The 17,852-nt window shown below is 72.4% G+C and carries 24 protein-coding genes; 16 read left to right on the forward strand and 8 right to left on the reverse strand.

Annotated elements, in window-relative coordinates:
• On the forward strand, nucleotides 1–1,702 hold a 1,702-nt coding region (locus AB0H87_RS21985), incomplete at its 5' end, for an EAL domain-containing protein (protein WP_360148462.1).
• On the opposite strand, the gene AB0H87_RS21990 is transcribed toward AB0H87_RS21985, so the two are convergent.
• On the reverse strand, nucleotides 1,699–2,289 hold the full coding sequence (locus tag AB0H87_RS21990) for a hypothetical protein (RefSeq protein ID WP_360148465.1): 591 nt from the start codon (nucleotides 2,287–2,289) through the stop codon (nucleotides 1,699–1,701). The genes AB0H87_RS21985 and AB0H87_RS21990 overlap by 4 nt on opposite strands.
• Nucleotides 2,290–2,452: 163 nt before the next feature.
• Between AB0H87_RS21990 and AB0H87_RS21995 the strand changes: the two genes are divergently transcribed.
• Entirely contained in the window at nucleotides 2,453–2,983 is a 531-nt protein-coding gene (locus AB0H87_RS21995) for a LacI family DNA-binding transcriptional regulator (RefSeq protein ID WP_360148468.1), read from the forward strand.
• Here AB0H87_RS21995 and AB0H87_RS22000 read toward each other — a convergent pair.
• The 3 genes from AB0H87_RS22000 to AB0H87_RS22010 are packed head-to-tail and all read right to left on the reverse strand — an operon-like array spanning nucleotide 2,867 to nucleotide 4,566.
• Nucleotides 2,867–3,451 (reverse strand): hypothetical protein, encoded by a 585-nt coding sequence (locus AB0H87_RS22000; RefSeq protein WP_360148471.1) that lies wholly within the window; start codon nucleotides 3,449–3,451, stop codon nucleotides 2,867–2,869. The two genes, AB0H87_RS21995 and AB0H87_RS22000, sit on opposite strands and share 117 nt — an antisense overlap.
• Complete coding sequence (locus tag AB0H87_RS22005; RefSeq protein ID WP_360148474.1) at nucleotides 3,448–3,816, reverse strand: MmcQ/YjbR family DNA-binding protein; 369 nt, start codon at nucleotides 3,814–3,816, stop codon at nucleotides 3,448–3,450. The genes AB0H87_RS22000 and AB0H87_RS22005 overlap by 4 nt, the downstream gene beginning before the upstream one ends.
• A 9-nt stretch (nucleotides 3,817–3,825) precedes the next feature.
• Nucleotides 3,826–4,566, reverse strand: a complete 741-nt coding sequence (locus tag AB0H87_RS22010) for an A24 family peptidase (RefSeq protein WP_360148477.1) — start codon at nucleotides 4,564–4,566, stop codon at nucleotides 3,826–3,828.
• Between the two features lie 496 nt (nucleotides 4,567–5,062).
• Between AB0H87_RS22010 and AB0H87_RS22015 the strand changes: the two genes are divergently transcribed.
• From AB0H87_RS22015 to AB0H87_RS22060, 10 genes are all read left to right on the forward strand, one after another.
• Complete coding sequence (locus tag AB0H87_RS22015; RefSeq protein WP_360148480.1) at nucleotides 5,063–5,608, forward strand: hypothetical protein; 546 nt, start codon at nucleotides 5,063–5,065, stop codon at nucleotides 5,606–5,608.
• Nucleotides 5,602–6,537 carry a hypothetical protein gene (locus AB0H87_RS22020; RefSeq protein WP_360148484.1) on the forward strand — a complete coding sequence of 312 codons (936 nt, stop codon included), beginning with the start codon at nucleotides 5,602–5,604 and terminating at the stop codon, nucleotides 6,535–6,537. Before AB0H87_RS22015 ends, AB0H87_RS22020 begins: the two co-directional genes overlap by 7 nt.
• A gap of 77 nt (nucleotides 6,538–6,614) precedes the next feature.
• The gene (locus AB0H87_RS22025) at nucleotides 6,615–7,181 is read left to right on the forward strand and encodes an SAF domain-containing protein (protein WP_360148526.1); all 567 of its coding nucleotides are present in this window, start codon (nucleotides 6,615–6,617) and stop codon (nucleotides 7,179–7,181) included.
• A 3-nt stretch (nucleotides 7,182–7,184) separates the two neighbouring features.
• Complete coding sequence (locus AB0H87_RS22030) at nucleotides 7,185–7,982, forward strand: ParA family protein (RefSeq protein WP_360148487.1); 798 nt, start codon at nucleotides 7,185–7,187, stop codon at nucleotides 7,980–7,982.
• Nucleotides 7,972–9,537, forward strand: a complete 1,566-nt coding sequence (locus AB0H87_RS22035; protein WP_360148490.1) for an ATPase, T2SS/T4P/T4SS family — start codon at nucleotides 7,972–7,974, stop codon at nucleotides 9,535–9,537. The genes AB0H87_RS22030 and AB0H87_RS22035 overlap by 11 nt, the downstream gene beginning before the upstream one ends.
• A 2-nt stretch (nucleotides 9,538–9,539) precedes the next feature.
• A complete protein-coding gene (locus tag AB0H87_RS22040) occupies nucleotides 9,540–10,439 on the forward strand; it encodes a type II secretion system F family protein (RefSeq protein ID WP_360148529.1) in 900 nt (299 codons plus the stop codon).
• Complete coding sequence (locus tag AB0H87_RS22045) at nucleotides 10,439–11,305, forward strand: type II secretion system F family protein (RefSeq protein ID WP_360148532.1); 867 nt, start codon at nucleotides 10,439–10,441, stop codon at nucleotides 11,303–11,305. The genes AB0H87_RS22040 and AB0H87_RS22045 overlap by 1 nt, the downstream gene beginning before the upstream one ends.
• A gap of 27 nt (nucleotides 11,306–11,332) precedes the next feature.
• Nucleotides 11,333–11,563 (forward strand): hypothetical protein, encoded by a 231-nt coding sequence (locus AB0H87_RS22050; protein WP_360148493.1) that lies wholly within the window; start codon nucleotides 11,333–11,335, stop codon nucleotides 11,561–11,563.
• 2 nt (nucleotides 11,564–11,565) lie between these two features.
• Entirely contained in the window at nucleotides 11,566–12,018 is a 453-nt protein-coding gene (locus AB0H87_RS22055) for a TadE/TadG family type IV pilus assembly protein (protein ID WP_360148496.1), read from the forward strand.
• On the forward strand, nucleotides 12,011–12,448 hold the full coding sequence (locus AB0H87_RS22060; protein ID WP_360148499.1) for a TadE family protein: 438 nt from the start codon (nucleotides 12,011–12,013) through the stop codon (nucleotides 12,446–12,448). Before AB0H87_RS22055 ends, AB0H87_RS22060 begins: the two co-directional genes overlap by 8 nt.
• Before the next feature lie 5 nt (nucleotides 12,449–12,453).
• On the opposite strand, the gene AB0H87_RS22065 is transcribed toward AB0H87_RS22060, so the two are convergent.
• Nucleotides 12,454–12,822 (reverse strand): RidA family protein, encoded by a 369-nt coding sequence (locus tag AB0H87_RS22065; RefSeq protein WP_360148502.1) that lies wholly within the window; start codon nucleotides 12,820–12,822, stop codon nucleotides 12,454–12,456.
• 66 nt (nucleotides 12,823–12,888) lie between these two features.
• Between AB0H87_RS22065 and AB0H87_RS22070 the strand changes: the two genes are divergently transcribed.
• Nucleotides 12,889–13,281 carry a hypothetical protein gene (locus AB0H87_RS22070; RefSeq protein WP_360148505.1) on the forward strand — a complete coding sequence of 131 codons (393 nt, stop codon included), beginning with the start codon at nucleotides 12,889–12,891 and terminating at the stop codon, nucleotides 13,279–13,281.
• A gap of 9 nt (nucleotides 13,282–13,290) precedes the next feature.
• Nucleotides 13,291–14,490, forward strand: coding sequence for a LysM peptidoglycan-binding domain-containing protein (locus tag AB0H87_RS22075; RefSeq protein WP_360148508.1), 1,200 nt, complete (start codon nucleotides 13,291–13,293; stop codon nucleotides 14,488–14,490).
• 58 nt (nucleotides 14,491–14,548) lie between these two features.
• Here AB0H87_RS22075 and AB0H87_RS22080 read toward each other — a convergent pair whose 3' ends face one another.
• Both AB0H87_RS22080 and AB0H87_RS22085 read right to left on the reverse strand, forming a co-directional pair.
• The gene (locus AB0H87_RS22080; protein WP_360148511.1) at nucleotides 14,549–14,848 is read right to left on the reverse strand and encodes a cold shock domain-containing protein; all 300 of its coding nucleotides are present in this window, start codon (nucleotides 14,846–14,848) and stop codon (nucleotides 14,549–14,551) included.
• A 19-nt stretch (nucleotides 14,849–14,867) separates the two neighbouring features.
• Nucleotides 14,868–15,329 (reverse strand): DUF1707 domain-containing protein, encoded by a 462-nt coding sequence (locus AB0H87_RS22085; RefSeq protein ID WP_360148514.1) that lies wholly within the window; start codon nucleotides 15,327–15,329, stop codon nucleotides 14,868–14,870.
• A gap of 96 nt (nucleotides 15,330–15,425) precedes the next feature.
• Here AB0H87_RS22085 and AB0H87_RS22090 point away from each other — a divergent pair, with 96 nt between their 5' ends.
• Entirely contained in the window at nucleotides 15,426–15,833 is a 408-nt protein-coding gene (locus AB0H87_RS22090) for a hypothetical protein (protein WP_360148517.1), read from the forward strand.
• A gap of 52 nt (nucleotides 15,834–15,885) precedes the next feature.
• Here AB0H87_RS22090 and AB0H87_RS22095 read toward each other — a convergent pair whose 3' ends face one another.
• A complete protein-coding gene (locus AB0H87_RS22095; RefSeq protein ID WP_360148520.1) occupies nucleotides 15,886–16,992 on the reverse strand; it encodes a ScyD/ScyE family protein in 1,107 nt (368 codons plus the stop codon).
• Between the two features lie 132 nt (nucleotides 16,993–17,124).
• Here AB0H87_RS22095 and AB0H87_RS22100 point away from each other — a divergent pair, with 132 nt between their 5' ends.
• Nucleotides 17,125–17,832: a crotonase/enoyl-CoA hydratase family protein gene (locus tag AB0H87_RS22100; protein ID WP_360148523.1), complete on the forward strand. Its 708-nt coding sequence runs from the start codon at nucleotides 17,125–17,127 to the stop codon at nucleotides 17,830–17,832.
• Nucleotides 17,833–17,852: the final 20 nt, after the last annotated feature.

Here is a 17,852-nt window from a genome sequence, read left to right on the forward strand (position 1 = left end):
CGTCGGCTCGCTGCTCGACGACGCGGTGCTGCTGCTGCGCGAGCTGACCGGCACCGACTCCACCTGGATCCTGACCGTCCGCGACGAGCTGGCCGAGGTCGCCGCGGCCGCCGACGTCGGCGAGGACACCGGCAAGCGCTGGCCGTACCCGGCCGCCGACCTGCCCGGCTGGGACCGGCTCGCGGCCGGCGAGGCGTACGTCGGGCCCGGCACCGGCAGCGACGACCCGATGCTGCTCGTGCCCGTGCTGCGCGACGGCGGCGTGATCGCCGTGCTGGCCGCCAAGGGTCGGCGGTCCCGGTCGTTCGGCAAGTCCGCGGTCGAGGTGGCGCAGGTGCTGGCCAGCTACCTGAGCGTCGCGATCAGCAAGGCTGAGGTCTACCGCAGCCTGAAGGCCCGCGAGCAGGAGCTGCACCGGCGCGCGTCGCGGGACCCGCTGACCGGCCTGGCGAACCGGCTCACGGCCGCGCAGCGGATCGACGAGACGCTGGCCAGCTCGCCGACCGGCGTGGTCGGCCTCCTCTTCTTCGACCTCGACAAGTTCAAGGCCGTCAACGACCGGCTCGGCCACGAGGCCGGCGACGAGCTGATCCAGCAGGTGGCGCAGCGGCTGCGCAAGGTCGTCCGGCCGGGTGACATGCTGGCCCGGTTCGGCGGCGACGAGTTCGTCCTACTGATCAACGGCGCGTCCGACCTGACGGACCTCACCGACATGGGCCGCCGGATCCAGGCCACGCTGGCCGACGACTTCCCGCTGCGCGGCGAGCGTGTCGAGGTCACCGCGAGCATCGGCGCGGTGCTCGGCCGGCGGGGCACCGCCACGGCGAGCGCCATGCTGCGCGACGCCGACGCCGCCATGTACGCGGCCAAGGCGCGCGGCGCCGGCCGGCTGGAGGTCTTCGACGACGAGGCCTCGCACCGCTCGATCGACCGGCTCGACCTGCGCTCCGACCTGTCCGAGGCGCTCGAGCGCGGCCAGCTTTCCGTGGTCTATCAGCCGATGGTGGAGCTGAAGAGCAACACCATTCGCTCGTTCGAGGCGCTGGCCCGCTGGCGCCACCCGGAGCGCGGCAACGTGCCGCCGGACGAGTTCATCCCGCTGGCCGAGGAGACCGGTGCGATCGTGCCGATCGGCGCGTGGGTGCTCGACCAGGCGTGTCGCCAGCTCGCCGCGTGGCAGCGGGAGTTTCCCGAGGCGCACCTGACCATGGGCGTCAACATCTCCGCCGTGCAGCTCGAGCGCGGGCACGGCGACCTGCTCGACGTGATCCGGGCGGCCGGTGTGGACCCGGCGGACATCTGGCTCGAGGTCACCGAGCACATGGACACCGCGGAGGACATCTCCACGCAGGTCGACGCGCTGCGCGACGCGGGCGTGCACTTCGCGCTCGACGACTTCGGGATGTCCTACTCCAGCCTGGCCTACCTGCAGCGGTTCCCCGTCGAGGGGCTCAAGATCGACCGGGCGTTCGTGGCCGCGATGAACGACGACCAGAACAGCGGCCGCGGCATCGTCCGCGCCATCATGGCCGTGGCCGACTCGCTGTCGATGAAGGCGTTCGCCGAGGGCATCGAGACCCAGGCGCAGCTCGACGCGCTGCTCGACCTCGGCTGTGGCTTCGGCCAGGGCCACCTGCTCGCACCGCCGCTGTCCGTCGACAAGTCCACCGAAGCGCTGCGGGCACAGCGCGACCGCGGCTAGTCCGGCAGCGCCGCGCGGTCGATCGCGCCGTCGGGCGTACGCGGGAAGCGGTCCAGCACCACCAGGCGGGCCGGCACCCGCGGCGCGGGCAGGCGGTCGGCGAGGTAGGCACGGAGCACGTCAGGCTCCGCACGCCAGCCGGCCAGCAGCGTCAGGTATCCGATCAGGACGGTGCCGGTGCCCTGCCGGCGCACCACGACGGCACACTCCTCGACCTCGTCTGCCGCCGCCAGCGCGGCCTCGGCAACCTCCGGGTCGGACCGGCCGCCGCGGATGCGGACGCTGGGCCGGCGCCGTTCCGGCGCGCGCAGGACGTGCCCGGGCGGCACGCCCGTCGCGTGCAGCAGGGCCACGGACGGCGGAAGCCACAACGTGGTGTCGTGCGGCGGCGGCGCCAGGACCCGCGTCGGGACCAATCGCGGATAGGTGGCGCGCAACAGGGCGCGGATCGTCCGCGGGTCGGCGTCGGCGGCCACGGGAATGTCCCGATCCGCGGCCCATCGCCGGATGGTGGGCAGCTCGTACCCCCACTCCCGCAGCAGGTGCGACCACCCGTCCCCGGGCAGCGCGACGTGCAACGATCCCATTCCCTGTGACTCCCCTGTTGTGGCAAACGCCGGTAACTTTAGGTCACGAGTCAACTACGTTGCGACACCACGTGGTCACCGGCGTGTCTCGGCAGTTTGACGACCGTCACTGCCATTCGCGGTAGGATCCGGCAGCGGGGAGGGACACATCGAGGAGGTCCGTGTGGCGTTTCGCGGCGACCGGCCGCGGATCGGCCAGGTCGCGCAGCTCGCCGGGGTCAGCGCGACCACGGTGTCGCACGCGCTCAACGGGCGCCGGCCGGTGTCGGCCGAGACCCGCAAGCGGATCATGGACGCGATCGAGGAGCTCGGCTACCGGCCCAACGTGGTCGCCCGGGGCCTGCGGGCCGGCCGCAGCCTGACCATCGGGCTCGTCATCCCGGACATCACGAACCCCTTCTATCCGGTGCTGGCCCGCGGCGTGCAGGACGTCCTGGCGCCGGCCGGTTACGACGAGATCATCACCAACACCAACGGCGTACGCGACCTGGAGCGCGCCGCCCTCGACAAGATGATCTCGCGGCAGGTCGACGGCGTCGCGTTCGCGGTCTTCCACACCCACGCCCCGACGAGGGCGTCAGTCCGGGGCGGCGGCGACGTGCAGCGGGCCTGGGGACGGACGGCCGTCGAGGGACGTCGGGTCGATGCTCCAGCGGCCGGCCAGGCGGGCTACGTCGTCTTCGCCCACGAGTAGGTCGTCTGCGTCAGAGGCTGCCTCCGGGATGCCGAGCGAGCGTTCTGCGTCGTCCGGGTCGCCGCGCCATTCGGTTACGTGGCCCGTTTCGCCTACGAAGTCGAAGGCGCGGACCAGGACGCCGTCGACTGCGCGGACCCAGCGGTGTTGTTCGCCTACCCGGTGGGTGGCGAAGAACTGGACCTCCGTGGCCAGGGCCACCGACAGGGCGACCGCCTCGACCGTGCTCGGGATCGTGAACAGGCGGCGGCCCGCCACGAGGATCCAGTTGCCGTCGCGGGCGCCCGGCAGCGGTGGCGTTATCGCCAGGCGGTCGTCGGTCAGGTGCGCCAGGTCGACGCCCTCGCGCCACGGGGCCGGGCCAAGGTCACGCAGGCCCAGGGCGTCGACCACCGCCCCCGCGTCGCGGCCGCGTATCGCCAGCCATGCCTGTTTGCGGCCGAACCCGACCATCGTCTCCGCTGTCACCCGTTGGACGTTAGCTCGCCCAACGGGCTCTCTAGGAACTCACGCGCGACCCGTTTCGGGACACACATCCGCCACGCGTCGAGGACCAGCTCGCGCATCTCGGCCTCGTCGATCGCCGACAGGCGGACGCGGACCCAGTTGTAGCGCTCGTCGGACGGCTCCGGCATCAGGAACTTGTCGGGCTCGGCGGCGACCAGCGCGGCGCGCTCCTCTTTGGGATAGCCGAAACCCATCACGGTCTCGTCGCGCGAGAAGGCGACGAACACAATCTGCCCGACCCGGAACTTCACCCGGTCGCGGACCAGCGCTTCGTAGGCCCGCGGCAGGGTGCGCGCGAGCTGGCGGACGTCATCGATCGTGACCATGCCACCACGCTACGACCCAGGTCCGACAAGAATCAGCCCCATCAGCGTCCCGAACACCAGGAACGGGCCGAACGGCAGATGGCTCGACCACCGCACCCGGCCGGCGACCAGCAACGCGATGCTGACCAGCGCCGACGCCAGCAGGCCGGCCATGAGGCCCAACAACACGGCGCCCCAGCCGAACCACCCGAGCAGCGCCGCGCAGCTCAGGGCCAGCTTCGCGTCGCCCAGACCGAATCCGCGCCGCCCGAGCAGCAGCGTCGTCGCCGCGAAGAAGAGCCCGACCAGAGCGCCGGCCAGCACCGCTCGCCACCAGCGGTCGAACTCGCCACCGAAGAACCCGCCACCAAAGACCCCGAGCAGGAGCAAAACCCCACCCGCGGCCGGCAGCGTCAAGCGGTCCGGCAGCCGGTGCACGGCCAGGTCGACCAGCACGAGCGGCACGGCGAGCGCCGCCCACCACAGATAAGCGGCGAGCACCGCAGACGGCACCACCAGCAGCCCCACCACGAGGGCCAGCACGGCGAGCACCTCCACCGTGAACGCCGGCGGTCCGAGCCGGGCCCCGCACCCACCGCACCGCCCCGACGGGCCGGCGGGGCCGGCCACGGCACCGCACGACGGACACGCCCCGCGCCATGGCGAACCCGGCGGGACGGCATGCCGCACCGCCAACCACCGCAACACCGGCGTCACCAACACGGCGGGTAGCCAGCGCGGTGCGGTCCGTACCCGCAGCCCGGCAGTCACGCCGACCGCCGATCCATCACGCAGAGTGACTTCATGATCGCAATAATGGATCTTCCGAGCCCCGCGCCCGGCCGGGCTGGCCAGGCAACACCTGGGGACAACCGCACCCTGTCAATGTCCCGGTTCCCGATCCGTAAATCGGACAGAAACCGACGGTCTCGCGCATATCGCGGTTTGAATCGCACACGCTGTCCGTCGTCCGATAAGAAGCGTGGGTTGCGCTCACCCGAGTGCCGCAGCCAGCCGAAAAACGCCGCCATCATTGATCCCTTCCGGCCGGTCACGGCCGCCGCCGTGACCCTACGTGTTAGTTTGCGATCGCCTCTGTTGCATCGGCGATCGTCAGCCTATGCTCGGCCCTCGGGTGTTGCACTACCGCCCCTAAAGCACCACCCACCGATTCATAAATAAGAAACGTGGTCGGGCCACCGTCCGACCCTTAGCTAACCGCGCCCAGTTTCGCCCACGGTCCCAGGCGACGCAGGGAGGATGCACCGTGCCCGCACCACGATTGGCGAGCGCCGCCATCGCCGTCGCGCTCGCGGCGGCGCTTGCCGCCTGCGGCTCCGAGCCGCCCTCGACGGCTACTTTCGACAATGCACCGGCGCCCTCGGCCGATCCCGAAACGGCCAAGGCGACAAAGTCCGCGCTCGACGCGTACGCCGGTTATCTCGCGGCCGCCCGAAAGGCCGAGGCAATTCCCGATCCCAACTATCCGGAGCTGAAGAAATATCTCGGCGATCCGTTGCTGACGCGCGTCCGGACCACAATTCGCGACATTAAGGAGCACGGTGCGATGCGTACCGGCAAACTCATTTCCGACCCACGCGTAACCGCCGTGAGCTTGGATTCCGTGCCGGCGACCGTCTCGATCCAGGACTGCATCGACGCCACCGGCTACACGATGGTCAACGCGAGGACGAAGAAGCCCGTGCCCGGGCAGAAAGCCGGGCGGTACGTGGCGACGGCGACCGCGAGCCGCTACCCCGACGGCCGCTGGCTCATCAGCGCCGGCCTGTCGCACCGGGACCAGCCGTGCTGACCCGGCGCCGGGCGACCCGGCTCGTCGTGTTCGCCGCCGGCCTCACCCTCACGCTCGCCGGCGCGAACGCCGTCACCGCCCTCGCCGCCGACGGCGGCGCGGAGTGTCCGCCCAACCAGACCACGTGCGAAGGCTGGGGCGAGGGCGGCGGTGGCACGGGCAACGGCGGTGGCACCGGCAACGGAGGCGGCAACGGCAACGGCGGTGGTGGCGGCGGGCCGTGCATGCGGGACGGCGAGGAGGTGGCCTGCCAGGACGACCTGCTCGGCTGGTTCAACTCCGCGGACGGCTGCTACTACCGCGTCACCCAGCCACAGCCGGCCGGTGTGCCGGAGGGCATGACCTCGTACACCCGTAGCTGCGGGGCAGGTGCGTTGGCCGGCGGCGACCCGGTGGTGCTCGAGAACCCACCGCCGGGTTTCGCGGCGCCGGACCCGGCCGAGCTGGCCGCCCGGGCGCTGGCCAGCCTCGACCTGCTCCCACCGGGCGTCGGCATCGCGCCGAAGCCGGGACCGAACAGTGCCGGGCTCGTCGGCCTGCCGATCTGGCTCTGGGTGCCGGGCGACGCCGACCCGGATGACGACGCCAGCACCTGGGGCCCGCTGACCGCCAGCGAGTCCGAGGGCGGCGTCACCGTCGACCTGGTCGCCGAGGTCACCACGGTGGTCTGGGACATGGGTGACGGCAACACCGTCACCTGCGACAACCCCGGCACGCCTTATGTCCGGCAAGGCGGGAAGTCACCGACCTGCGGCTACGACGGCTACCAGGTCGCCAACAAGCGCGGCGAGAAGTACGGCGTCACCGCGACCACCACGTGGACCGTCACCTGGGACGCCGGTGGCGAGGAAGGCACGATCGAGGGCGTCACCCGCGAGAGCGTCCCCACGCAGATCCAGATCGACGAGCTCCAGGTGGTGACCAAGTGACCGCGACGCCGACCCGCAACGCCGCCATCCCCGTGCCCGCACCGGTGGCCCCGCCCAAGGTGATCCGGCAGCGCCGGATGCGTCCCGGGCTGCTCGGGCTCGCCGTGCTGCTGATCGCGCTCGGCGGCCTCGGCGCCGCCTTCGCGGTCACGTCGGTCAAGGCGACCGGCTCCTACCTCGCCGTCGCCCGCCAGGTGCCGCAGGGCACCGCGCTGACCGCCGACGACCTGGTGACCGTGCAGGTGGCTGGGGGCGCCGGGCTGGCGCCCGTGCCGGCCAGCCAACGGGCCCAGGTCGTCGGCAAGCGCGCCGCGGTCTCGCTGGTGCCGGGCTCGCTGCTGACCATGGCGCAGCTGACCGACAAGCCGATGCTCGCCGCGGGGCAGCAGCAGGTGGCGCTGGGCCTGCGGGCCAACCAGGTGCCGGCCCGGCGGCTGCTGCCGGGCGACAAGGTGATCCTGGTCGGGACTCCCGAGAAGGGCGAGCCGCCGGCGGTCACCCGCTACGACGCCACGGTCATCGACATGGCGCTGGACCGTGGCAACGCGACGGTCTACCTCGCGCTCCGCGCCGCGGACGTGGCCGCGGTGGTGCTGCTCGCGGACGCCGACCGGATCGCCGTCGTGCTCACCCCCGGTGCGTGACGAGTGGCGATCATCGCGCTGGTCTCCGGTAAGGGCGCTCCGGGCGTCACCACCGCCGCACTGGCCTGCACGCTCACCTGGCACCGCCGGCTCGTGCTGGCCGAGTGCGACCCGGCCGGCGGCTCGATCCTGGCCGGCTACCTCGGCGGCGCGCTGGAGGGCCGGCGCGGGCTGGGCGAGGTGGCCGTCGCCGAGCTGCGGGACGGCAACCTGGAGGCGCACTTCTGGTCGCAGCTCGTCGACCTCGACGCGCCCCGGCGGGAGCGGCTGTTGCTCCCCGGCGTCGTCGACGCCGCGCAGGCCGGCAGCGTGACACCGTTCTGGCAGCGGTTCGCCGACTTCTTCGCCTCGCTCGACCGCGGCCAGCCACCGTTCGACGTGCTCGTCGACTGTGGACGGATCCAGGTCGGCAACCCGCCGTGGCCCATCCTGCGCGCGGCGGCGACGGTGCTGGTGGTCACCGGTGCCCGGCTGGCCGACCTGTCGGCGACCCGCGGCGCGGTGAAGGCCATCGAACGCGACTTCACCGACAACCGCGTGCCACCCGGGAACCTGCGCCTGCTCGTAGTCGGCGACGGGCATCCGAAGTCGGAGATCAGCAAGGCGATGCAGTTGCCGATCATCGGGCACCTGCCGCACGACCCGCGAAGCGCCGAAGTGCTCACCCACGGGGGCACCGTGCGCGCCAACCGGCCGTTGATGCGCGCGGCCGGCGCGCTCGAAGTGCCCGTGCACAGCCTGCTCGAGCGCCGGCGGGCCCGGCTGACCTGGCCGTCCGCGGAGGTGGGACATGCGGTTTGAGCCGGTCGCCCAGGACCCCCGCGCCGCCACCTCGACCGTCCCGCCGCTGTTGCCGAACGGCCGGCACCACCAACCGGAGCCCACCGCAAGCCCACAGCCGCCAACACCACAGCACCAGACCCAGCAGCTCCCGACCCAGCAGCAGACCCAGCAACACCACCGGCGGCGGATCGACTTCGCCCTCATCCGCGAGCTGCGCCGCGAACTCTCCGAACGGCTCACCCACTGGCAACGCGGCCGCGACTACACCCCGGGCGAGGAGGACCTCGAGCGCACCAGGCTCGCCGCCGAGGTCGTCGCCGCGTACGCCGACGCGGTCCGCCGTGCCGGCACGCCGCTGCACGCCGCCGACGAGCGCGCGCTCCTGGACCAGGTCACCGCCGAGCTGGTCGGCCTCGGCCGCCTGCAGTCCCTGCTGATCGACGAGTCGATCGAAGAGGTGCACATCCTCGGGTGCGACCAGGTCCGCATCACCCGCCACGGCGGCGGCGTGGACTGGGGCGACCCGATCGCCGACAGCGACGAGGAGATGGTCGAGATCCTCCAGGCGGCGGCCCGCCGGGCCGGCGCGACCGAGCGCAGCCTGTCCACCTCGAAGCCGACGCTCGACCTGCAGCTCCCCGACGGCAGCCGGCTCGCCGCCGTGTTCCTGGTCAGCCATCGCCCGTACGCCGTGATCCGCCGGCACAACACCCTCGACGTCACGCTCGACGAGCTGGCTGGCGCGCGGGCCGACCTCGACGAGATGATCGACCCGCTGGTCCGCGACTTCCTGCGCGCCGCGATGCGGGCCGGGCTCAACATCATGGTGGCGGGGCTGGCCGGCGCCGGTAAGACCACGGTGATCCGGGCGCTGATGAACGAGATCCCGGCCGACGAGCCATACGTGCTGCTGGAGGAGAGTCGCGAGCTGCTGCCCGCCCGCCGGCTGCTCAAGCACCGCGCGGTGATGAGCTTCGAGGCCCGCGAGGGGCACGGCGAGCGCGGCTTCGACGGGCGCCCGGCGGGCGAGGTGACGATCGCCGACCTGATTCCGGTCTCGCTGCGGATGGGCGTGCTCCGGATCATCGTCGGTGAGGTCCGGTCGCGGGAGATCGTGCCGATGCTGCAGGCGATGACGACGAGCCGCGGTTCGATGTGCACGATTCACGCGCGTACGCCCGGCGGGGTCAGCGAACGCATCATCGAGCTGGCCCTCTCCCACGGCAGGGAGATGACCGTCGACCAGGCCCGCCGGATGGCCGGCAACGCGCTCGACCTGATCGTCTACGTGACGGTCGAGGACGAGACCGCGATCGGCGGCCGCAAGCACCGGTTCATCTCGCACATCGAAGAGGTGATCGGGGTCAGCGAGCACAACCGGATCGCCACGACGACGGTCTTCGGCCCGGGCGCCGACGGGCGGGCGATCCCCCGCCACCTGCCGGAACGGGTCCGCGACCAGCTGTTCCGGATCGGCTACGACGCCCGGATGCTGACCCGCTACATCGAGGCCGGCGTCGGTGCGTGGCGCCGGCCCCGGCACACCCAGCTGCAGCAACGGGGTGCGCTGTGAAGCTGCCCGCCGACCTCGAGCTGATCGCGCTGCTGTCCGGCGCCGCCTGTGTGGCCGGCGCGATCCTGGCCGTCGTCGCCGTCATCGGCACGACCAGGCAGGCGCGGCCCGGATCGCACGGCTCATCCCTGGCAAGGCTGTGGACCGGCTCCAGCGACAACCCGCGCGACCGCCGCCGCCACCAGATCCTGCTGCTCTGCGCGGCCGGCGCGGGCGCCCTGGCGTTCCTGGTCACCGGCCTGCCGGTGGTCGGCCTGCTGGTCGCGATCGCCGTGCCGGGCACGCCGTGGCTGTTCACGGTCGGCCGGGCCGAGCGGCGGGCGGTGGCGCGGATCGAGGCGATCGGCGAGTGGACGCGCCGGCTCAAGGACGTCTCCAGCACCGGACAGGGCCTGCAGCAGGCGATCGTCGGCACGGTGGCGACCGTCCCGGAGCAGATCCAGGAGGAGGTACGGCTGCTCGCCGCCCGACTGCAGGCCGGTTGGCAGGCCCGCACCGCGCTGCTGGCGTTCGCCGACGACATCGCCGACCCGGTCGCCGACCAGGTCGTCGCCGCGCTGATCCTGCACCTGAGCGACCGCGGCGAGCGGCTCGGCGACGTGCTCGGCTCGATCGCCTCCGCGGCGGCGGCCGAGGTGGCCACCCGGCGCGAGGTGGAGGCCAAGCGCACGCAGCCACGCTTCGCGGTGCGCTTCCTAACCGGCATGGTGCTGCTGGTGCTCGGCTACGGCTTGCTCAACCCCGACTACATGCGGCCGTACGGCACACCGACCGGCCAGATCGTGATGGTGGTGCTCGGCGCCATCTTCGTGGGCCTGCTGGCCTGGGTCCGCACGATGAGCCTGCCGCCGAAGTCCGCCCGGTTCCTCGCCGCGCCCAAGCTCGAGGAGGCGGTCCGGTGATCGTCAACCTTCCGTTCGTCGCGGGCGTCCTCGGCGGTGCGCTGATCGGCACCGGGCTGTTCGTCATCGTCCGCGAGTCCCTGCCCGCCGCGCCGGCCCTCGCGCCCGCGCTGCGCCGGCTGCACCAGCCGACCCTGGCCGGCCCGGTGGTGCGGTCGAGCCACCGCCTCGACTGGCTCGGCGGCTTCTCCCGCTGGCTGCGCCCGCCGACCCGCGACCTCGCGCTGCTCGGGCGCTCCCCGGAGCAGTACGCGCTGGCCATCCTGACCGCGGCCGGAGCGGGCCTGCTCGCGCCGGTGCTGCTGACCGTCATCTTCCAGATCCTCGGCATCGGCCTGCCGTTCTTCGTGCCGGTGATCGGCAGTCTGGGCCTGGCCGTGGTCGCGGCCGTCATCGCACACCGCGACGTGCTCAGCAAGGCCGACCGGGCGCGGCGGGAGTTCAGCCGGGCCGTGTGCACCTATCTCGACCTGGTGGCGCTGCAGCTCACCGCGGCGCACGGCCCGGTGCAGGCCCTCGAGAACGCGGCGGCGGTCTGCGACGGCTGGGTGTTCGAGCGGATCCGCACCGCTCTGCGCCTGGCTCAGCTGCAGATGCACTCGCCGTGGGACGAGCTGCGCGAGCTGTCCGACGAGATCGGCGTCCCCGAGCTGGGCGACGTCGGCGCCATCATGCAGTCCTCCGGCACCGAGGGCGCACAGGTCCACGAGACCCTGCGCACCCGGGCCGACTCGCTGCGCGACCAGATCCGCACCGACAACCTCAGCCGCGCCGAGGCGGTCACCGGCCGTCTCGACGTACCCGGAGCGTTGCTCGTGTTCGTACTCATGGGCTTCGTTCTCTACCCCTTCCTGACCCGGGTGTGAGCCCGGGCGTCCGAAAGGAAGCACCACATGGTGTACCTCGCCTATCTCTACACGGTCGCGACAGCGCGACTACGCACGATCTCCAGCGGCGGCGAAGGGGACCGGGGCGACAACCCGGTGCCGACCGCGATCATCATCGTCGGCCTCGCGCTGATGGCCGGCATCGTCGTCGCGTGGGCGATGACCACGGCCGACGGCTTCATGGAGCAGTCGGGCGACATCGCGCCGATGCCCGGCACCGGCGGCGACGGAAACTGACGATGGCCGAGCTGCCGATCCCGGGTACGGACGCGGTTCCCGCGTGCCGGGTCCGCACCGTGCCCGGGAATCGGAGCGCGGCCGACCGCGGCGCCTCGCCCGTCGAGCTGGCGATCGTCGCGCCGCTGATCATCCTGTTGCTGTTCCTGGCCATCCAGATCTCGGCCGTGTTCCTGGCCCGCTCGGCGGCCCTGTCCGCCGCGCAGGAGGCGGTCAGCGCACAGCGGGCCTACCAGGCGCAGCCGGGCGCCGGCATCGCCAAGGGCAACGAGTTCCTGACGCACACCGGTGAGCTGCTGACCGACGCCACGGTGACGGCGGCGCCGGCCGACGCCGACGAGGTGGCGTTCACGGTCACCGGCCAGGCCATGTCGGTCATCCCCGGCATGGACTTCACCGTTTCGCAGACGGCGTACGGCGAGATCGAACGATTCACATTGGACGAGGATGACTGAGCGCGGTTCGGCGTCGGTCGAGGTGGCCATCCTGCTGCCGGCGTTCATCATGCTGATGGTGGTGGCGTCCTTCGTCGGGCGCGTGACCATCGCACAGAACGCCGTCGACCTGGCCGCCCACGACGCCGCGCGGGCCGCGTCGATCGAGCGCGAGGGCGACGCCGCCGAGGCCGCGGCCATCGACGCCGCCAACGACACCCTCGACGAGCTCGACGTGCTCTGCGCGACCCGCACCATCACGCCGGACGTGACGGACGCGTTCGCCAACGACGTGTTCGGCCCGCAGAACGGCCCGCCGCCGGTGGTGACGGTGACCGTCGACTGCACGCTGAACTTCGTCGGCTTCCCGTTCCTCGACTTCACGACGACCACGGTGTCGTCGCGCTACACCTCACCGCTGGACTGGTACCGCGGCCGGAGCCTGGGATGAGGGCGCTACGCGGCCGCGACCGCCTCTATCTCCAGCAGCCACGCCTCGTCGTAGATCCCGGTGATGATGATGGTCAGCGCCGGATGATGGTCACCCAGCACCTCGTGCCGGATGCGGGCGTTCTCCGCCCGGTCACGCCGGTCGGCGAGGAAGATCGTGACCTTGACGAGGTTGCGCTCGGTCATGCCGGCGCCGGCCAGCACGCCGAGCACGTTGCGCCAGGCCAGCCGGCACTGCCCGGCGAAGTCGCCGGGGACGGTGCCGTCGGGCGTTTCGGGGACCTGCCCGCTGACGAAGAGGATGCGCTCGGCGCCGGTCAGCAGGGCGCCCTGGGCGTAGGAACGGGGCTGCGGATCGAGGCTGGTGATCTGCATGCCGGCGAGGATAGGCGGTCCGACCGCGGTCGGGTCAGCGTTTTCATCGCGGTCGCCCTGGTCGGCGTGCTGATCGTGATCGGGCTGACCTTCGACGGGATCGGCCGGATCCGGGCCTACCAGCGGGCCGCCAACATCGCGGCCGAGGCCGCGCGGGCCGGCGGGCAGGCGATCAACGTCGCCGACGCGATCGCCGGCGAACCCGCGGCGGTCGACGAGGCGGCCGCGTCCACCGCCGCCCTGGCCTTCATCGACAACCTCGACGACCCGACCATCGTCGACCGCGACGTGTCACTCGGGGTGGACGACGACGGCAACCAGAGCACCCAGTTCCTCCGGGTCGCGGTGACCATCTCGTACGACGCCGCGATGCTCGACTTCTTCGGCTTCGCCGACACGTTCCCCGTGCGGGCCGAGGCCACGGTCGAACTGGTCACCACCACCGATGCGACTTCGTAGGGGGTTCTCGTGCCCGTTTCCACGCCCCGCCGCGTGGGGCAGATCCTCACCGGCCTCGGCGCGCTGGCCGTGCTGGTCGGCCTCGTCGGCGGTGCGCCGATCGCGCTGCTCGCCTTCGCCGGCAATCCGTTGCCCGACCACCTGCCCACCCTCGGCGAGATCGGCACGGCGTTGACCAGCCGCGACGACGGCCGCCTGTTCGTCCGGGCGCTGGCCGTCGTCGGCTGGCTGGGCTGGGCGACGTTCGCCATCTCCGTGCTGGTCGAGTTGCCGTGCCGGCTCGTCCGCCGCCCGGCGCCCCGACTACCCGGGCTCCGCCGCCAGCAGCGGATGGCGGCGGCGCTGGTCGGCTCGGCGCTGATCCTGATCGGCAGCCCGGCCACGGCCGCGATCGCGGCACCCGTGCACACCGCGCTGCCGCAGATGGCGGCGGCGGCCGCGACGCCCTGGGCGTCGGCGCCCGAACGGTCGTCCGTCGTGCCGCCGCCGGCGCGCGACACCCTGCCCGGTCCGGGTGGCGTCGCGCACCTGCTGCCCGTGTCGGCGCAGCGCCAAAGCTCTGACGAGGAACCCCGCTACCAGGTCGAGCGCGGCGACTACCTGGGTTCGATCGCGGACCGGTACGTCGGCGACTTCACCGACTATCCCGAGCTGGCCAAGCTCAACAAGATCAAGAACCCGGACCGGATCTATCCGGGCCAGCTGCTGCGGCTGCCGGACGACGCGCGGGACCGCGGCTACCGCCCCCACGCGAGCGGCATGGTCATCCAGCCCGGTATCGACGACGGCCACGACCCGACGAAGCCACCACCGGCGACACCGGAACGCCCGACGCCACCCGCCCAGCCCGCACCCGCACAGCCCACGCAGCCCACGCCCGCACAGCCGACGCCCGCACAGCCGACGAAGCCCGCACCCAAGCCGGCGCGACCCGCGCCACCGCCCATCGTCACCGTGCCGCCCGTGCTGCCGGCGCCCGAGCCGCCGAGGGTGGTCCCACTGCCCCCGGCCGGGCCCGACCAGAACATGGCCGCCGGCCCGCAGCGGCAGGCCGAGTCCGGCCTCGAGATCAACCGCCCACTCGCCGTCTCCGCCGTCATCGCCGCCGCGGCGATCGTGGGCGCGCAGGTCGGCACCGTCTTCGGACTACGTCGTCGGCCGGCCGGGACCCCGGTCGACGGCGGCCGCCACCGCGCCGAAGGCGACTGACCTGCCGGAACGCGGGTTCCCGCCGTTGTTCGGGCGGCGGCGGGAGCCCGCGGTTTCGTCAGCCCTCCGGGTCGAACCCGAGGACCAGGCTGCTGCCGTACGCGGCGGACGGCGGCTCGTCGGCGACAGCGGCCGGGCGGTCGCCGCCCGTCCACACCGCGACGGCCCGGAACGCATAGCCGTCCTGCCACCCTCGTTCAGCCTCGAACGACACGGCCTGCCCGGCGCTCAACGCGCGCGGGCCGGTCACGCGCAGGCTGCTGAAGTGCACCCAGCAGCCGCCCGGGGTGGCCTCCGAGTCGACGACCCCCCAGCCCTCGTCGCGGTGCCACTCACGTACGACTCCCCGGTGCTCCACCGCACGAGTGTCGCACCGGTCAGAAGGCCGAGCCGCGGCCGAGCGGTCGCGGACCGCCGCTGTCGCGGAGCTGGCGGGCCTGCCGCAGCGGCTTCGTCTGGTGGTAGACGCCGAAGCCCCAGCCGAGGACCGGCCAGAGGAACCACGGATACCAGGCGCCGGTGGCCACGCCGACCGCCAGCCAAAGGAAGATCATCAGCGAGCTGCCGGCGACGTACGCCGCCAGGTGCTTGCGCGCCGACGACTGCTGGGCGACCAGCCGCTCCCCCCGGCGGCGGGACTTCTCCCACGCGCGTACCCACTCGGTCGGGATCTCGGCCGCCACCCGGTCGAGGTCGGCCCTCGTGACGGCGGCGTACGCGTGCGCCACCCGCCCGTCGAACTCCTCGGTCGTGAGATAGCCGGCGCCGGTCGCGTCGGCGAGCATTTTGGCGGCCGACTCCCGTTCGGCGTTCGACACGCGTTCATGCGGCTTGGTCATCTCGAGGCCCCCCTCTTCCCACGCTCTACGTTCCAGGTTAGTCTTGTCACCGTCAAGATTACTAGCCAATGTCAAGATTGGATGGCCGCTGTGGCTATGACCTCGCAGTCACTGGGCATTGCCGGGGTTCTGCTGCTCACGATCGTGACCATCGAGACCGGTGGGTACTACCTGACCAGGGTGGCCCGCGGTGCGGTGGCGCTGACCGACTTCCAGAAGGCGTTCGCCCGGGCCGGGCACGCGCACGCGGGCGTCTTCGTCATCCTCAGCCTGGTCGCCCTCCCCTACGCCGACGCGGCCGGCGCGCACGGCTTCTGGGGCTGGCTGGCCCGCACCGCGATCCCGATCGCGGCGATCCTCATGCCCGCCGGCTTCTTCTTCTCCTCGATGGGCCAGGGCCGGACCAAGCCCAACGCGCTGGTCGCACTGCTCTGGATCGGCGCCCTCTTCCTCGCGGCCGGTGTGCTGACGCTCGGCATCCTGGTGCTGCGCGCCGCCGCGTAAGAACGGCCCCCGGTCCGATGTGGACCGGGGGCCGTTCAGGAGGGAAGGAAAGCTACACGTTGCTGATCCGCAGCAACTCGCCGCGGCCCGCCGAGGTGGAGCGGTTGGTCACGAACAGCGAACCGTCCGCGCCGACCGCGAGCCCACCCGGCGCGGTGAGCCGGCCCGGCACCAACTCGGTGTGGTTGCCGCGCCGGTCGACCCGGATCAGCGCACCGGTCTGGTCACCGCTGGCAATTCCGTTCTTGGCGATCTCCAACACCAGCAGCCGGCCCTGCCGGTCGAACGCGAGGTCGACGATGTTGGTGAAGCCACGGGCGACGACCGTCGGCTGCTGGCCGGGCACGACCCGGTAGACCCGGGCACCGCCGACCGGGAACGGGAAGCCCGTGAGCTGGCCTACGTAGTAGGCGCCGTCGGGCCCCCGTACCACCGAGGTCGGCACCGCCTGCATGGACACGCGATCACCGGACGGTCCGGCGACCATCCGGCTGGGGAAGACTGCCAGCGTGGAGACCACTCCGCGCTGGTCGATCGCGAGCAGGGTGTTGCCGCCGGCGTCGACGGCCACCGCGCCGTTGCGGGTGCCGAGAACGCTGTACGGGTTGGAGTCGACGCCCTGCCGGTCGGGGTCACGCCGGCCCTCGAAGGCCGCCGGGTCCCCGAAGGAACGGGTGCTCTGACCGTTGCGGTCGGACCGCACGATCAGTGTCTGTCCGAGCATCAGCCCCGCGAGGCCCAGGTCGAACCGGCTCTGCGGGGTGCCACCGAGCCCGAGCGCGGTGACGTACTCCCGGTCCCCGTACGGCGAGACGTCGTGCGGCCCGACCGCCGAGGCACCATCGCGGCCCGCGAGCGAGGGAAGACCGCCCACGATCCGCCGTTGCGACCACGCCCCGCGCCGGCCGGCGGAGACCGCCGTGATGCCGCCGCTGAGGCCGAGGCACACCTTTCCGCCTTCCGGGTTGACGACGCACCGATCGCTGCGGCCACCCCGACCCGCCTCCGCGAGGACGACCGCGCCGTTGTAGCCGATCGTCACACCGCGCGGGTTGTCCAGCCCGCGCGCGATGACGGTCACCCAGGCGCGGTTGCGCATGGGCGCGGCGTTCGCGACCGCCGGAGCGAGCATGGTCACGACGAGCGCGCCAGCCAGCATTGCCGCAAAACGATGAAGTCTCACTAAACCCCCCGTATAGGCACAAAGGACGCGACCATGCTGGCATGCCGGCCGGGTCGCGCACGGGTGCCCCGCCGGACGTCACCCGAGCGAGTCTGTGATCGTTGGGCGATGACCGTGCGAACCGAACGGGACGGCGCCGTCACCACCGTGGTCCTCGACCGCCCGGCCAAGCGCAACGCCGTCGACCGACCGACCGCCGCCGCTCTGGCCGACGCGTTCCGGGCCTTCGACGCCGACGACACCGCCGCCGTCGCGATCCTCACCGGGGCCGGCGGCACCTTCTGCGCCGGTGCCGACCTGGGCGCGATCGGTGGCGAGCGGGCGAACCGCGTGGCGCCCGACGGCGACGGCCCGATGGGCCCGACCCGGATGGCACTGTCCAAACCGGTCATCGCCGCGATCGAGGGTCACGCCGTCGCCGGCGGGCTCGAACTGGCCCTCTGGTGCGACCTGCGGGTCGCCGCCGACGACGCGGTGCTCGGCGTCTTCTGCCGGCGCTGGGGCGTGCCGCTCATCGACGGCGGCACGGTCCGCCTGCCCCGGCTGATCGGCGAGAGTCGCGCGATGGACCTGATCCTGACGGGCCGACCGGTCGCAGCGACCGAGGCGCTCGAGATGGGCCTGGTCAACCGGCTCGCGAAGCCCGGCGAGGCACTGACCGGGGCCCGTGCCCTCGCGCAGGACCTGGCCGCGCTGCCGCAGGCGTGCCTGCGCAACGACCGGAGGGCGGTCTACGCCGGCACGATGGAAGCGGAGTTCGCGTTCGGCGTCCAGTCGCTCACCGCGGAGACGCTGCATCCTACGCGCAGAAAGTAAGGAGGAAGCATGCGACGCAG

The organism is Asanoa sp. NPDC050611 (assembly GCF_040654855.1).
GTDB lineage: Bacteria > Actinomycetota > Actinomycetes > Mycobacteriales > Micromonosporaceae > Asanoa.